14 protein-coding genes are annotated in these 15,426 nt (G+C 61.6%); 10 read left to right on the top strand and 4 right to left on the bottom strand.

What is annotated here, in order from left to right; genetic code table 11:
* Positions 1-3: 3 nt before the first annotated feature.
* The 4 genes from gyrB to HY896_13780 all read right to left on the bottom strand — a co-directional run bounded on the left by gyrB (position 4) and on the right by HY896_13780 (position 6,477).
* Complete coding sequence (gene gyrB, locus HY896_13795; protein MBI5577419.1) at positions 4-2,460, bottom strand: DNA topoisomerase (ATP-hydrolyzing) subunit B; 2,457 nt, start codon at positions 2,458-2,460, stop codon at positions 4-6.
* A gap of 170 nt (positions 2,461-2,630) precedes the next feature.
* On the bottom strand, positions 2,631-3,752 hold the full coding sequence (dnaN, locus tag HY896_13790; GenBank protein ID MBI5577418.1) for a DNA polymerase III subunit beta: 1,122 nt from the start codon (positions 3,750-3,752) through the stop codon (positions 2,631-2,633).
* A 184-nt stretch (positions 3,753-3,936) separates the two neighbouring features.
* Positions 3,937-5,286, bottom strand: a complete 1,350-nt coding sequence (dnaA, locus tag HY896_13785) for a chromosomal replication initiator protein DnaA (GenBank protein ID MBI5577417.1) — start codon at positions 5,284-5,286, stop codon at positions 3,937-3,939.
* A 276-nt stretch (positions 5,287-5,562) separates the two neighbouring features.
* Positions 5,563-6,477: a hypothetical protein gene (locus tag HY896_13780; GenBank protein ID MBI5577416.1), complete on the bottom strand. Its 915-nt coding sequence runs from the start codon at positions 6,475-6,477 to the stop codon at positions 5,563-5,565.
* A gap of 113 nt (positions 6,478-6,590) precedes the next feature.
* Between HY896_13780 and rpmH the strand changes: the two genes are divergently transcribed.
* The 10 genes from rpmH (at position 6,591) to HY896_13730 (ending at position 15,178) form a co-directional block, all read left to right on the top strand.
* Positions 6,591-6,743 (top strand): 50S ribosomal protein L34, encoded by a 153-nt coding sequence (gene rpmH, locus HY896_13775; GenBank protein ID MBI5577415.1) that lies wholly within the window; start codon positions 6,591-6,593, stop codon positions 6,741-6,743.
* 25 nt (positions 6,744-6,768) lie between these two features.
* A complete protein-coding gene (rnpA, locus tag HY896_13770; GenBank protein MBI5577414.1) occupies positions 6,769-7,125 on the top strand; it encodes a ribonuclease P protein component in 357 nt (118 codons plus the stop codon).
* Positions 7,126-7,130: 5 nt separating this feature from the next.
* Positions 7,131-7,361, top strand: coding sequence for a membrane protein insertion efficiency factor YidD (gene yidD / locus HY896_13765; protein MBI5577413.1), 231 nt, complete (start codon positions 7,131-7,133; stop codon positions 7,359-7,361).
* 12 nt (positions 7,362-7,373) lie between these two features.
* The gene (yidC, locus tag HY896_13760; protein ID MBI5577412.1) at positions 7,374-9,047 is read left to right on the top strand and encodes a membrane protein insertase YidC; all 1,674 of its coding nucleotides are present in this window, start codon (positions 7,374-7,376) and stop codon (positions 9,045-9,047) included.
* Between the two features lie 12 nt (positions 9,048-9,059).
* Positions 9,060-10,442 carry a tRNA uridine-5-carboxymethylaminomethyl(34) synthesis GTPase MnmE gene (gene mnmE / locus HY896_13755; GenBank protein MBI5577411.1) on the top strand — a complete coding sequence of 461 codons (1,383 nt, stop codon included), beginning with the start codon at positions 9,060-9,062 and terminating at the stop codon, positions 10,440-10,442.
* 62 nt (positions 10,443-10,504) lie between these two features.
* Positions 10,505-12,409: a tRNA uridine-5-carboxymethylaminomethyl(34) synthesis enzyme MnmG gene (gene mnmG / locus HY896_13750; GenBank protein ID MBI5577410.1), complete on the top strand. Its 1,905-nt coding sequence runs from the start codon at positions 10,505-10,507 to the stop codon at positions 12,407-12,409.
* An 87-nt stretch (positions 12,410-12,496) separates the two neighbouring features.
* Positions 12,497-13,168, top strand: a complete 672-nt coding sequence (gene rsmG, locus HY896_13745) for a 16S rRNA (guanine(527)-N(7))-methyltransferase RsmG (GenBank protein ID MBI5577409.1) — start codon at positions 12,497-12,499, stop codon at positions 13,166-13,168.
* Between the two features lie 90 nt (positions 13,169-13,258).
* Positions 13,259-14,041, top strand: coding sequence for a ParA family protein (locus HY896_13740; protein ID MBI5577408.1), 783 nt, complete (start codon positions 13,259-13,261; stop codon positions 14,039-14,041).
* Positions 14,017-14,874, top strand: a complete 858-nt coding sequence (locus tag HY896_13735; protein ID MBI5577407.1) for a ParB/RepB/Spo0J family partition protein — start codon at positions 14,017-14,019, stop codon at positions 14,872-14,874. The genes HY896_13740 and HY896_13735 overlap by 25 nt, the downstream gene beginning before the upstream one ends.
* Positions 14,875-15,001: 127 nt before the next feature.
* Positions 15,002-15,178, top strand: a complete 177-nt coding sequence (locus tag HY896_13730; protein MBI5577406.1) for a hypothetical protein — start codon at positions 15,002-15,004, stop codon at positions 15,176-15,178.
* The last annotated feature ends 248 nt before the right edge of the window (positions 15,179-15,426 follow it).

Below are 15,426 nucleotides of genomic sequence, written 5' to 3'. Positions count from 1 at the left end.
GGATCAGATATCCAGAGAGGTGACGTCCAGGGCGTTCTTCTCGATGAACTCGCGGCGGGGCTCCACCTGGTCGCCCATCAGTTTCGTGAAGATCTCGTCGGCGTCGGTTTCGTCCCCCACCTCCACCTGGAGCAGGTCGCGGGTCTCCGGGTTCATCGACGTCGTCCAGAGCTGGTCGGGGTTCATCTCGCCCAACCCTTTGTACCTCTGGATCGTCTGCCCCTTCTTCCCCGCCTCCAGAACGTGCCCCAGGAGACACAGCGGGCCGTCCGCCTCGGGAAATCCCCCGTCCCCTTCCAGCCGGTACGGCGGAGGGAGAGTTTCAAGAACTTGTGAGAACAACTGGTTCGCCTCGCGCAGGTCGGCGGAGGCCATCAGGTGGCTGTTTACGAGGCATTCCATCGGCAGCCCGCCCCTCTTCCAGCGCAGCATGACCCGCACGCTTTCGCCTTCCGTGTCGGGATCCGGTTCGACGGAGAATGTCGAGTGGGAGATCTCGGGCCGCGACACATTCCACTCCTTGAAAAGCGTGTTGAAGAAATTTTTCGCGGATCCCTCGCCGGAGAGCGCCTTCGCGCCTTCGGCCGCGCGCGCCCCCAGCGAAAGCAGGACGAACGCGGGCAGGCCCCTTCGCTCCGCGCGAGTCGCGATCGTTTCCAGGCGGGAGATTTTTTTAAGCCACGCCGTCATCCTCTGGCCGGTGAGCGACCCAAGGCCCCCCTTGCCGCTTACCCTGCGCCCGTTCGTCCCGTTCTCGATGAGGTAATCCCTGAACGCGGCGTTGTCCTTGAGATAGGTGATCTCCTTCCCCTTGCGGATGCCGTAGAGAGGCGGCTGGGCGATGTAGACGTTCCCGCGCTCGATCAGCTCCCGCATCTTCCGGAAGAAGAATGTGAGCAGGAGCGTCCGGATGTGCGCGCCGTCGACGTCGGCGTCGGTCATGATGATGACCTTGCCGTAGCGCAGCTTCGCCGGATCGTAGTCCTCGGCGCCGATCCCCGTACCCAGCGCGGTGATCATCGTGCCGATCTCCTGCGAGGAGAGCATCTTGTCGACCCGCGCCTTCTCCACGTTCAGTATTTTCCCCTTCAAGGGCAGGATCGCCTGGTACCTGCGGTCCCGTGCCTGCTTCGCCGAGCCGCCTGCCGAGTCCCCTTCCACGAGGAAGAGCTCGCACCGCGACGGATCGCGTTCCTGGCAGTCGGCGAGTTTACCGGGAAGCCCCGCGGAGTCAAGCGCCCCTTTCCTGCGCGCAAGCTCCTTCGCCTTACGGGCGGCCTCGCGCGCGCGCGCGGCTTCGAGCGCCTTCTCCACGATTTTTTTGGCGACAGAAGGGTTTTCCTCGAAGAAGCTTGCGAGCTTTTCGTAGACGAGGGAGTCGACAATCCCCTTCACTTCGCTGTTGCCGAGCCGGTTCTTCGTCTGTCCCTCGAACTGCGGCTCGGGGACCTTGACGGAGATGACCGCCGTCAGTCCTTCACGCAGGTCGTCGCCGGAGAGGTTCTCCTTTACGCCCTTGAGCAGGTTCCCGGCGTTCGCGTACTGGTTGATCGCGCGGGTCAGCGCGGACCGGAAGCCGATAAGATGCGTTCCCCCGTCGTGCGTGTTTATGTTGTTGGCGAAGGTGAACACGGTCTCCTGGTAGGAGTCGTTGTACTGGAGCGCGACCTCGATGGTTACCGCCTCCTTCTCACCATCGATGAAGATCGGCTTCGAATGAAGCGGCGTCTTGTTGCGGTTCAGGTGCTGGACGAAGGAGACGATCCCGCCCTTGTACTGGAACTCGTGGGACTTGCCCGTCCGCTCGTCCAGCAGGACGATCTTCAGGCCCGCGTTAAGGAACGACAGCTCCCGCAGCCGCCCCGAAAGGACGTCGAATGAAAATTCCGTTTCCGTGAAAACCTCGGGGTCCGGCTTGAATGAGATCTTCGTCCCGGTCTTCCGCGATTTACCCGTGACGGAAAGAGGTGTGACGGTCTCTCCGCGCTCGAACCGGACCTGGTGCACCGAGCCGTCGCGCCGGATCTCAGCGTTAAGCCACTCGGAGAGCGCGTTCACCACAGATACGCCCACTCCATGGAGCCCGCCCGATACCTTGTACGATTCACGGTCGAACTTGCCGCCTGCGTGCAGAACCGTAAGCACGACCTCGGCGGCGGGCCTCCCCTCTTCCTCGATGACGTCGACGGGAATCCCGCGGCCGTTGTCGTCGATAGTGATGGATCCATCGGTTTGTATGGTGACTGAAATGGCGTCGCAGTGACCCGCCATCGCCTCGTCGATGGAATTGTCGACAACTTCGTAAACGAGGTGGTGCAGCCCGTGGGTATCCGTGCTCCCGATGTACATCGCCGGGCGCTTGCGGACCGCCTCCAACCCCTTGAGAATCTGTATGTTTTCCCCGGTGTAATCGGTCGCGCCGTTCCCGTTCCCGGGGCCGTTGTTTCGGCCTTCTGGCATGGTTCTCCCGTCCTTTGTCGGTAAATCAATTTATTATATTACAGATGATGCCGCGGCGGGGTTAATTCGTCAGTAAACGGGGGCGTTTTCCCGGTGGAATACGCGCACAACGACTACCCTCACGACAACTGCCGGCCTGTCCCGGAAAAACACTTCCAACCTTACGGCGCTTAAAATATCCTCATAGGCATGATGATAGCCAGAAATCCCTTGTCTTCATCCGGGCGCACGATGACCTGGGATACTTCGTCCTTCATTTCCATCTTCGCTGTCTGTTCGGAAATCCCTGCGAAGGCATCCAGAAGATACTTTCCGTTGAACCCGATCTTGAGCGGCGGGCCGCTGTAATCCACGCCAAGCAGATCGCTTGCCTCGCCGTGCTCCGGGCCGGCGGTCGACATCTCCAGCTGCTTTCCCGAGAACGACAGCTTGACGCTGTGGACTTTTTCCGGCGCCATGACGAGGACGCGGCGCAGCGCTTCCGTGAATTCCTCGCGGGGAATGCGCGCCACCATCTGGTTGTCCTTCGGCATTACCTGCCGGTATGGCGGAAATTCGGCGTCCAGCAGCCGCACCCAAAGCTCCGTGTCTCCCTTTCCCGCGTAAAGAAACTTCTCGGACATCGACAGGCTTATCGAGCCGGGGCCGCCCTCCGCGAGCTTGCGGATTTCCATCAGTCCTTTCTTCGGCACCAGCGCCTGCCTTTCTCCCAGCAGAGCATCGATGTTCGGAACATCGCCGTCCGCCAGCGCCAGCCTGTGACCGTCCGTGGCCACCATCCGAAGGAGTTTCTTTTCTTCCGCATCCTGTTTCTCCAGCAGGATGCCGGCCATGTGATACCTCGTCTCGTCCATCGAGGTGAACGGTGCAACGCGATCAACCGATTTTCTGAATACTTCGGAATCCACCGGGACCGCGGCGGCCTTCGGCTTTTCCGGCATCTCCGGAAACTCCGTGCTGGGCAGCCCCGCAAGACGGAAATGTCCCCTTCCCGCCGAGATATCCATGCAGTTACCTTCCTTGCCGGCGATTGAAACCTGGCCCTTCGGCAGCACCTTGGCGATGTCGAAAAACTTCTTCGCCGGAACGGCCACCGACCCCGTATCCTTCGCCTCCACGGGCTGAACGCATCGCACCACGATCTCAAGGTCCGACGCCACGAACGTAGCTTCGGATTTCCCGACCGCGAGCAACGTGTGGGAAAGCACCGGCATCGTGTGCCGGCGTTCCGCGACTCCCTGCACGCGCGTCAGCATGCCGATGAGCTGGTCACGATCCACAGTGAAGTTCATGTCTATCCTCTTCTTTCTGAAAATCTAAAAAGACCGTAGTCGTAATAGTCGTTGTGGAATTGTGGAAGAAGCTCGGAAACGAAGGAGCGGCCGGGAGATCCGACGGCCGGAGCCTGCGGAGAAGTTGTCGCATCGCTGTGAGCGACTTGCGGAAAAACCGTTCTCCCCTTTCGTGTCCACAGGTTTATCCCTCGAGTTGTTTGCGGAGGGACTCGATCGTGTTTCTCAAAGATACATCTTCCTTGGATCTATTTTCTATCTTTTTTACGGCGTACATGACCGTGGTATGGTCCCGGCCGCCGAACCGAAGCCCTATGTCCGGAAACGAGCATCGGGTCATCCCGCGCATCAGAAACATGGCGACCTGTCTCGGAAGAGCCACCACCTTGTGCTTCCGCTCCGAACGAAGATCGGAAACCTTGATGCTGTAGTGGTCGGCGACCGCTTTCAGGATGGTGTCCGGAGAGATGACCTTCTCCGCCGGCTCGATGAGCCGCGCCAGAACCTCGCGGGCGAGGTCAAGGTTGATCTCCCGCTTCGTAAGGGAGGCGTGCGCACCGATCCTTATCAGCGAACCCTCGAGTTCGCGAATATTGGTCTTGATCACCGTGGCAAGGAAGTGCGACACGTCCTGCGGCAGCGGGATCTGCTCCGACTCGGCCTTCCGGTTCAGGATCGCGATGCGGGTTTCCATGTCGGGCGCCTGGATGTCCGCCACCAGCCCCCACTCGAAGCGGGACTGTATCCGCTCCTCGAGATCCGGGATCTCCTTCGGGAACTTGTCGCTGGACACCACGATCTGCTTGCGGGAGGAGTAGAGGTCGTTGAAGGTGTGGAAGAACTCCTCCTGCGTGCGCGGCTTGCCGGCGATGAACTGGACGTCGTCCATGAGAATCATGTCGACGTTTCGATACTTCTCCTTGAAGTTCGACATCTGGTTCGTGCGGAGGCTGTAGATCAGCTCGTTGGTGAACTTCTCCGCCGTGATGTAGCAGACTTTCAGCCGGTGGTTCCGCTCGAAGACAAGGTTTCCTATCGCGTGCAGCAGGTGCGTTTTTCCGAGCCCCACGCCGCCGTAAAGGAAAAGAGGGTTGTAGTTCTTTGCCGGGTCGGTCGCCACTGCGTAGGCGGCCGCCTGTGCGAACTGGTTTCCCGCGCCTACGACGAATAACTCGAAGTTGTAACGCGGGTTCAGCGCGCCGTTCCGTGTCTTTTGCCGGGTATGAACCTCCGCGTGAGGGAAATCGGAGGAAGGGTCGGTCGCCGCCTGGCCCGCATCGATGTCCTCCTCCCCTCCCACGACGATTTCTACGGAAGTGTCGTTTCCGAGTTCCCTGCGTGCGGCCTCTTCGATCTGGGGGAAGTAATTTTCGTCGACCCACTGCTTGAAGAACTGGTGCGGCGCCGCAAGAAGAAGCAGGGAGCCTTCCCGGGAGACGTATCGCAGCGGCCGGATCCACGTCTCGTATCCGGGGTCGTTTCCGAGCCTCTCCTTGAGGCTCAAAAGGATCCTTTCCCAGCCCCTGGCGCTCATGGTCGGATGTCCGGAAAATTGACGATCGAGCGCGGAAAGTCGACGGGAAAAGCGTTCATTCTTAACGCCTTAAGGTCCTTCTGATGCGAAAGTTGCTAACACGGTTATTCACAGGTGTGGATAAAATTATTTCTGTTTAATATCAATGGCTTGCAAATAAAATACGGTGGTTCGCCAAGGAATCCGCGCGGTCGGAAGATCCAAGCGGCATATCTGCATTTGGCCCTCCCCCGGAATGCAGGGCGAAGGAAGGGTACCACACGCCGAAAAGCGGAATCAAGGATAATTTCCTGACGCTCCCCGTTCGGCGATACGGGAGCGGTAAAGGTCCCAATCGATCGCGATGCGAGAGGCGGAAAAAGCCTCATCCCGCAGGCTCCGGTAGTCGTCGGACCGAAGATATCGGCGCAGCCCCCCTCGCACAGGCATCACCTGTTCCGCAGGCTCCCACGGGAGCGGTTCCCCGGTGTGAACGTCGATCATGCAGCCGGTCTCGATCGCCTCGGACGCAAGCGCGAGCGGGACCCCTTTCAGGTCGCGCGCGATCGCCAGGAAGCGGCCCTCCCGCTCCGGCTCCAGGAACCGGAATGCGCGGGAATAGAAAAGCGCGGTGTGAAAATGATCGGGTACGTCGAGCACGCCGTCGATTGAGAGCTCCCTTGCAAAGACCTTCAACAGCGCCAGGCTCTGCGGCATGAGGCCGAGTCCCGGACGTTGCTGCCCCGGAAGCCGCGGGCGATTGGGCGAAAACGGCCGGTCCGGGTCGGAAAGGGAGAGCCAGTGGATCGTCATCATGCGGAAGGTCGCTCCTTCCTCGAAGGGCCCCACGGCCTTCCGCAGGCGGAAGCGGCAAAGCTCGAATCGCGCCTCGAGGAGGAGGCGCTCCCGGGATGCCTCTCCGGCGAAAATCGACATACGCTGGTCTGCGGATTCTTCGCACTCCAGCACGATGAGCGGGTCCGGATATCCGCGGCGGCCAAGCCCATCGAGAATGCCTGCCCGGGCAAGCCGGTTCCGCAAGCTATCCTCGTCGTAGCGGCCGAACAGCAGGTTTCCGGGATTTTCCCCCGAAAGTTCGAAAAGCAGCTCGCTTTCCGACGGAGACGGGCTTTCCCGCTTTCCATCCGCGCGCAACAGCGGAAAAGCGAGGAGGCGCCGCAACGAATATCTCAGCGAGCTCTTGCGGTCCATGACGCCGGGAAGTGTATCATAAACGGGTAAAATGAGATTGACATGCCCGGAAAGATGGGGATAAAGTAACCAGTTCGCAATGTTTTTCCCGTTTCCAGGAAGGAGCAGAAGGGATGAAACGCACCTACCAGCCGCACAATCTTCGGCGGAAACGCACCCATGGATTTCGCAAGCGCATGTCCACGCCGGCGGGAAGGGCGGTCCTCTCCCGCCGCCGTGCGAAAGGGCGCAAGCGTCTCTCCGTGACGATAAGCGGCAAGAAGTGATATCGGCTTAGCGGTCCCCGAAGGCATGGCGCAGGGCAATTTCCGGTATTATCGGGAAGAGAGGCTGCGCACCGACCGTGAGTACCGGGAGGTGGTGCGAAAGGGGGAACGCGCCTCCACCCCGCATTTCAACGTCTACCGCGATTTCCTGGGGGGGGATGCCGTAAAAGTCGGGATCTCCGTCGGGAAGCGAGCCGGACGGGCGGTCGCGCGGAACCGGGTCAAGCGGGTCTTGCGGGAGTTTTACCGGCATCATAAAAGCGTATTCCCCCGCGGAAGCCGCACGGCAATCACGGTGAAGAAAGCCCCTCCCCTGCCGGGTCTGGCATCCGTCACCGGGGAGCTTCTTCCGGCGATCCGCCGGCGGTGGGGGCCGAAGTAAGGACAATGCGCCCAGGCGATCTCCTCATCGGCGCCCTGAAGGGTTACAAGAGGGCGATCTCTCCACTCCTTGGAGAACATTGCAGGTTCTACCCGAGTTGCTCCGAGTACATGATGGGCTCTATCCGTGAGAACGGGTGTATTTTAGGTGTGCTTGACGGGTTGTGGAGGATCCTGCGCTGCCACCCGTTCAACCCCGGCGGCGTGGATGAGCCGCGGAAAATCCGGCTTATTTAGGAAGAGGGTACGATGGAACGAAGGATGATCCTGGCGATCGTGCTGTCGGTCGCCGTGCTGCTAATCTATCAATACATGTTCGCACCCCAGCCCAAGGGCCCGGGTGCTCCGGGAACCCAGGGGACGGCGCAGAAAACCGATAACGCGGCTCCCCAGGCCGCACCCGCACCCGCAGGCGCGCAGGCACCGGTCCAGGCCGTTTCGGGGGGCATAAGCCCAAGGACGTCCCATCCCGTACGGGGAATCGTGGTATCCACGCCTCTCTATACGGCGACGATCACCACCGAGGGAGGCGGGCTCAAGTCCTTCCTGTTGAAGGGCCACAAGGATGTTCCCGGGCCGGCGGGGAAACCGCTTGAGATCATCGGTTCCGGCGCGACGCATCCCCTGCCGGCGGAGCTTGCTCTCGAAGAAAGCCAGCCGGTCTTCCCTTCCTTGCCGGTATTCGCTTCGAACTCGCCCGATACCGTCAACGTTTCCCCGGGAGAAAAGAAGATCGTACAGCTTGCCTGGGAATCGGCAGGCGGGGCCAGGATCGTCCGGGAGTACCTGTTTTCCGGTGACAAGTACGATTTCGAAGTCCGCGCACAGGTCACCAACGGCTCCCGGGAAACGGTCCGGTTCAAGCCGGGGTTCCAGATATCTCAGGATTTCAGGGGGGAGCTCGCGGCCGACTCCTATACCTTCACCGGTGCGGTCGTCGAGACCAAGGGAGGAGCAGAACAGCTCGACCTGAAGACGATCGGCAAGGGGAAGGTCGAAAAGTACCAGGTAACGTGGGCGGCGGCCGACTCGAAGTATTTCGGGATCATCCTGCTGCCGGACAAAACGTGGACGCTCGAGAACATCGCGCTGGTCGGCGAAAACGGCATCCGAATGTCGGTGGTGGACGCCCCCGTTTCCCTTGCCCCCGGGGATACCGTCCGGTGGCAGGCGAGGATGTTTGCGGGGCCGAAGCTGTACGATCTTCTGAAGGAGACGGGGAAAGGCCTGGACGACCTCGTTGATTACGGATGGTTCTCCATAGTCGCCAAGCCGCTCGTCTGGATGATGAAGGCCAGCAACAAGGTGACCAGGAACTACGGGATCGACATCATCATCCTGACGATCCTGATAAAAATACTCTTCTTCCCGCTAACAAAGAAGTCGATGGCCTCCATGAAGAAAATGCAGGACCTCCAGCCGATCATCGCCAAGCTCCGGGAGAAGTACAAGGACAACGCGCAGCAGCTGAACCAGGAAACCATGCAGCTTTACAAGACCTACAAGATCAACCCCCTCTCCGGCTGCCTGCCGATGCTGCTCCAGATCCCGGTCTTCATCGCACTTTACAAGGGGCTGCTGGTGACGATCGAACTGCGCCACTCCCCGTTCTTCCTGTGGATCAATGATCTCTCCGCCCCGGAGCACCTGTGGGATATCCCCGTTGCGGGATACATGATCCCGATCCGTCTGCTGCCGCTGCTTATGGGAATCTCAATGTTCTACCAGCAGAAGCTGACCCCGGCGGCAGGCGATCCGAACCAGCAGAAGATCATGCTGCTCATGCCGGTCGTTTTCACCTTTATGTTCTGGAGCTTCCCGACCGGGCTCGTCATCTACTGGCTTGCCAACAATGTACTTAGCATCGGGCAGCAGTTGATCCACAACGCCCAGGAAAAGGCAGCCAAGGCGGCTGCCGCATAACATGCGTGGAAAATGCGGGCCAGGCGTGGCCACGATGCGACGATAGTCGCCCCGGCGACCCCCCCGGGCCCCGGGTCGGTTTCCATCCTCCGCATCTCGGGGCCTGACGCGTTTTCCATTTCCCGCCGCCTTACGGGCGCCCTTCCGGACGACCATCCCGCTCGAACGCTGTCCCGTTGCGCCATACGCAACGCCGCCGGAGAGGAGATCGACTCGGGGCTTGTCGTCCACTTCCCCGAGCCCAACAGCTTCACCGGGGAAGACGTAGTCGAAATCCACCTGCACGGAAATCCCCTGATCGTTGCGGAAGCCGCGGAGGCGGCATGCTCCCTGGGCGCGAGGCCGGCGGAGCCGGGGGAATTCTCCCGCCGCGCCTTCGAAAACGGGAAGATGGACCTCACGCAGGCGGAAGGGCTGTGCGACCTCATCCTTGCGAGGACGAAGGCATCGGCGCGGGCTGCGCTTCGGCAGATGAAAGGGGGGATCCGGGACGCGGTGGGACTCATGCGGGAGAGGGTGCTTTCCCTGCTGGTCCTGCTGGAGGCTTCCATCGATTTCTCCGACGAAGAAGACATCCGGCCTTTAACCGGGTTGCAACTTATAGAACGGGTATCGGAAATCAAATCGGACATTTTACGTTACCTTGCTTCCTATGAACTTGGACATCTCCTGCGTGACGGGGCGGTCGTCGCGATTTGCGGCGTGGCCAACGTGGGGAAGTCCAGGCTGCTCAACCGCCTGCTGGGGGAAGAGAGGGCGATCGTCACCGAGGTCCCTGGAACCACGAGGGACTACCTGTCCGGGGAACTGTCCCTTGGGGGAATCCCGGTCCGGCTGATAGACACCGCGGGCCTGAGGGATACGGACGATCCCGTGGAGCGGGAGGGGGTGCGCAGGAGCAGGGAAATACTCGCCGTGGCGGACCTTGCGCTGTTTCTCCTGGACGGCAGCCGGCCCGCGCACGAAGGGGACCGCCAGGCCTATGCGGAAGTCGCAGGTCGCCCGCACTTCCTGCTGCTGAACAAGTGCGACCTGCCTCGTTTGGAGGCGGGAGAAGGCTTTTCCGGGCAGGGGATGAAGGGGACTCTCACCGTCTCCGCGAAGACGGGGGAAGGGATGGAAGGGCTTCTTGCCGCGATGAGGCGCGAGCTTGCGCCTGCGGAGAGTGATATCATCCACGAGGCGCCGATGACGCGGTTGCGGCACGTGGACGCCGCCAGGAGGGCGGTGTCTGCGCTCGAAAGGGCGGAGGCTGCGGCGGGGGAGGGGCTTTCGATGGAATTTCCCGCAGCGGACGTCCGGGAGGCGGCCCTGGCGCTCTCCGAGATCACCGGGGAGGTCGCGCCGGAGGAGGTTCTTGCCGCCATCTTCGGGTCCTTCTGCATCGGAAAGTGAAACCGGAACGGGCAGGGGGGCGGCGCTTCGTGAAAACGTTCCACGTGGAACATGGGGGTTAAATGACCGGTTTCAAATACGATTATCCCGTCGAGTACGATGTGGTGGTCGTCGGCGGAGGTCATGCCGGATGCGAGGCGGCCCTGGCAGCGGCGCGTATGGGCCGCCGAACGCTGCTGCTCACGATCAATGCGGACGCGATCGGCCTCATGTCCTGCAACCCGGCGATCGGGGGGCTTGCCAAAGGGCACCTGGTCCGGGAAATCGACGCTCTCGGCGGTGAGATGGCCCGGAACATCGACGCGACGGGGATACAGTTCCGGCAGCTCAACACCAGCAAGGGCCCGGCTGTCCGCTCCTCGCGGGCGCAGGCGGACAAGCAGCTCTATCGCCTGCGGATGAAGCGGACGCTTGAAAGCGTCTACGGTCTCGACGTCAAGCAGGCCATGGTCGACGCCGTGCTCGCGGAGGGGGGTAAGGCCGTCGGAGTGGAGACGAACCTGGGGGTCCGCTTCAGGGGGAGGACCGTCGTCCTGTGCACCGGCACGTTCCTGAAAGGGCTCGTGCACATCGGGCTGGTCAATTTCCCGGCGGGCCGAGCCGGAGACTTCCCCGCGATGAAGCTCTCCGATTCCCTCCGGGAGCTTGGGCTTACGGTCGGGAGGCTGAAAACCGGAACCACCCCGCGGCTCGACGGAAAGACCATCGATTTTTCCCGGACCGTCCGGCAGGAAGGGGATGCGGACCCGGTCCCATTTTCCTTCGGAAACAAGAAGTTGGCCAGGCCGCAGGTCCCTTGCTACATGACCTGGACCAACGGGGCGACGCACGAGGCGATACGTTCGGGCCTTTCCCGTTCTCCGCTTTATTCCGGCGTGATCAAGGGGATCGGCCCCCGCTACTGTCCTTCCATCGAGGACAAGGTGGTGCGTTTCGCTGAAAAGGAGCGTCACCAGGTCTTCCTCGAGCCGGAAGGGCTTCGCACCGCCGAGTATTATCCCAACGGGGTGTCTACGAGCCTGCCCTACGACATCCAGGTCAGGATGCTGCGGACGATCCCGGGACTGGAGCAGGTGGAGATCGTGCGGCCCGGGTACGCCATCGAGTACGATTTCGTCGACCCCGTCCAGCTGAGGCCGTCCCTGGAAACCAAGGCCGTGGAAAATCTCTTTCATGCCGGGCAGATAAACGGCACCAGCGGGTACGAGGAAGCCGCGGCGCAGGGGATTCTCGCCGGGATCAACGCGGCGCGGAAGGTCAAGGGCGAGCCCCCCGTGATTCTTGGACGGGCGGACGCGTACATCGGCGTTCTGATAGACGATCTGGTCACAAAGGGCGCCCAGGAGCCGTACCGGATGTTCACCTCGCGGGCCGAGTACCGGCTGCTGCTCCGGGAGGACAACGCGGACCTTCGCCTTTCGGGAATCGGGTACCGCGCGGGGCTGCTGCCCGAGGAACGGTACAGGGAATTCCACCGAAGACGCGAAGGGCTGTCCGCATTCCTGCGGCGGCTGGAGGAAACGCGGGTGACTCCGGGCCACCCGGTCTGCCGGGTGGTGGAGGAAGCGGGGGGAGGGGCGGTCCGGCCGGGTATCTCCTACACCGAGCTTTTGCGCCGGCCGGAAGTGACGGCGGCGATGCTGATTTCCTGCGACGGGGACTTCGCCCTGGCGGAACCGGGGGCGGCGGAGCAGGCGGAGTTGACCGTCAAGTACGAAGGGTACATCCGCAGGCAGGAGGAAGAGGCCAGGAAGCTCAAGAAATACGAGGACATGCAATTTCCATCGGGATTTTCCTTCGAGTCGGTATACGGCCTGTCCGCGGAGGTAAGGGACAAGCTCGTCCGGGTCCGGCCGGGATCGATCGGGCAGGCGCAGCGCATCCCGGGGGTGACCCCCGCGGCGGTGGCGCTCCTGCTCGTGGCGCTGAAGCGGGGTGTTGCGCCGGCGCCTCCCAAGGTGGAGTAGCGGTGGCGGAAAACGGTGTTCGGCTCGATAATTTCCTTTACGAATCCAAAGTTTAAACCGAATGTTCCACGTGGAACATACCGCCGGATGACGGCGCTTGGCGATAAGGAGCTGTCGGAGCTCCTTGCCGGAGCCGGAATCGCGGTACCGGAGGATGCGGCGGCGAAGCTCGTCCGCCATGCCGGGGAGATGCTGCGCTGGAACCGTGCTGTCCGGCTGACGGCGATAACCGCCCCTCGGGAAGTGGCGGTAAAGCACATTCTCGATTCACTCCTTCTCCTGGCTTTTTCCCCGTTCACCGGAAGGACGCTGGATTTCGGGTCCGGTGCGGGCTATCCCGGCATACCCCTGGCGATCGTGCTCCCGGAGGCGCGGGTGGTCATGCTGGAATCGTCCGCTAAAAAATGCGCGTTCCTTTCCCATGCGTGCGCGATGCTGGGTCTCCGCAACGCCGAAGTGGTCCGGGGGAGGTTGGTGCCCGGGTCGGTTCTGCCGATCGGCCTGTTCGAGCAGATCGTCACGCGGGCCACGCTTCCGCCCCTCGAAGCGGCGCGCCTTCTCGTCCCATACCTTTCTCCGGGAGGGAGGCTCCTGTTGATGACCGGGCCCGGGAAGGGGGAAGGCGGGACGGACGACGCGGGGGGGGAGTCCGGCGGGGAAGATATGCTGCCGCCGGGCGCGGCGTACGGCAGGCGCGAGCGGTTCGCGCTCCCGCGGGGAATGGGCTCGCGCGAAATCCGGGAGGTCCGCGCAAAGTGACACGGTTTTTATTGGCGCGGGCCTCCCGCCGCGTGGTACAAAGGTAACTTATTTCCGCGATATATCCCGGATATGCCGAAAGGACCGTCGTTGGACCGTATCATCGCCGTTGCGAACCAGAAGGGGGGGGTGGGGAAGACCACAACGGCCGTAAACCTTTCGGCCTCCCTCGCTGTTATGGAGAAGAAGACGCTGCTGGTCGACTTCGATCCGCAGGCCAACGCGACGTCGGGAGTGGGCGTGACCCCGGGGCAGGATTCCGGAAATGACATCTACCGCGTACTTCTCGGCGAAATTCCCATACAGGAAGCGATTCGCGCGACGGCAATCCCGTATCTTCACCTGGTCCCCTCCTCGGCGGACCTTATCGGCGCGGAGATCGAGCTGATCTCCCTTTCCCGCCGGGAAAGCCGGCTGGCGGACGCGCTTCGCCCCGCGAAGGACGACTTCGAAGTGATAATCATCGACTGTCCGCCATCGTTGGGGATGCTCACCTTGAACGCGCTGTGCGCCGCCCGCACGGTCCTTATCCCCCTTCAATGCGAATATTACGCGCTCGAAGGGCTGACCAGCCTGTACCGGACCATAACCATGATCCGGGAGGGCGCGAATCCGGGCCTGAAAGTGGAGGGAGTGGTCCTCACCATGTTCGACGCCAGGAACAACCTTTCCCACCAGGTTGCCGCGGAGGCCCGCGATAACCTAAAAGATCAAGTATATCAAACAGTTATACACCGCAACGTGCGCCTGTCCGAATCTCCCTCGTTCGGGAAGCCGGCCCTGCTGTACGCCGTGAGCTCCCGCGGGGCGCAGAGCTATCTCGAGCTGGCGAAAGAGATGGTGAGCCGATGGAACGAAAGCCCGACCCGCTGAAAAAGAAAGTTCTGGGAAGGGGGCTCTCCGCGCTCTTGCCCGGCCCTGCGGAGCGCGATACGGAATTCCTGAGGATTCCGGTGGACCAGATCCGCACCAGCCCCTTCCAGCCCAGGAGGACCTTTTCGCCGGACGATCTGCGCGAACTGGTGGATTCCCTCCGGGAGAAAGGGGTCCTCCAGCCGCTTCTCGTCCGCCAGACCGCCGGCGGGTACGAACTGGTGGCGGGCGAGCGGCGTTTGCGCGCCGCCCAGGCGGCAGGCCTCGAAACCGTTCCCGCGGTCGTGCGGAAACTCTCCGACCGGGAAGCGCTCGAGGCGACGATAGTGGAGAACGTCCAGCGGGCGGACCTGAACGCGATCGAACTTGCGGAAGGGTTTCACCGCCTTGCGCACGAATTTTCCCTTTCCCAGGAAGATATCTCCAGGCGGGTGGGGAAGGACCGGGTCACGGTCGCGAACACGATGCGGCTCCTCAAGCTCCCTGCGCAGGTCAAGCAAGCGGTCGTGGAGGGAAAATTGTCCGGCGGACATGCGCGGGCGCTGCTTGCCGCTCCCCCGGAGAAAATCCTCGAAATCTTTGCGACTGCGGTGCGCAAGGGCCTGTCCGTACGGGAAGTGGAGGAACTCTGCAAGAACGCCGGGAAAAGAAGGCACGTGCGGAAAACGGCGCGTCATGATCCTCATCTCCGGGACCTCGAAGAAAAACTGTCTCGCCGGGGCGGGACCAAGGTGAGGATTCGCGGTACGCAGAAAAAAGGCGTTATCGAGGTAGCTTACTTCTCCGACGGGGAGTTCCTGCGCCTGTGCGAGCTTTTATTCGGCGGCCGTTAATCGCGTAGGGGCATGAAAAAAAAAGATTGCATAGCGTTTTGCATGTGCTATATTTCGCCGCATAAGTAACCCAAAATCCGATATCCGGTAACGGATAAATCCTCGATGGGAAAGGAGTGACAAGAAAATGCGTAAGTATTGGGCATTGTTCTTCGCGCTGTTGCTTGCGGCAACGATCGGCCTCTCCGCCTGTGCGGAAAAGAAAGAGCCGCCTCCGCCTCCGCCGGCCCCGCCCGCGGCACCTGCGGCCCCGGCTGACAACGCGGCCAAGCCGCCCGCGCCTGCCGAGGCGCCGAAGAAGTAACCTCCGCAAGGCAAGCTTTAGCGGAGTGCCCTTCCGGTCATCCGGAGGGAGAGATGAAAAACGAGGGCGTCGGAGTCACCTCCGGCGCCCTTGCTTTTTTAGGGACGGTCCTGAACGAGGGCTCTCTTTGGCCGAAAAGCATCCTGAATATCCGACAATCATGTAAAGGATGATAAGAGAACTCGGGACCTTCCCCGTTCTTCATTCCCGTTTTACTCTTGACACGCCTTCCCCTGCGTGATACCAAT

This window comes from Deltaproteobacteria bacterium (assembly GCA_016218975.1).
GTDB lineage: Bacteria > Desulfobacterota > Deferrimicrobia > Deferrimicrobiales > Deferrimicrobiaceae > JAENIX01.
This window is presented reverse-complemented; position numbering and strand designations above follow the sequence as displayed.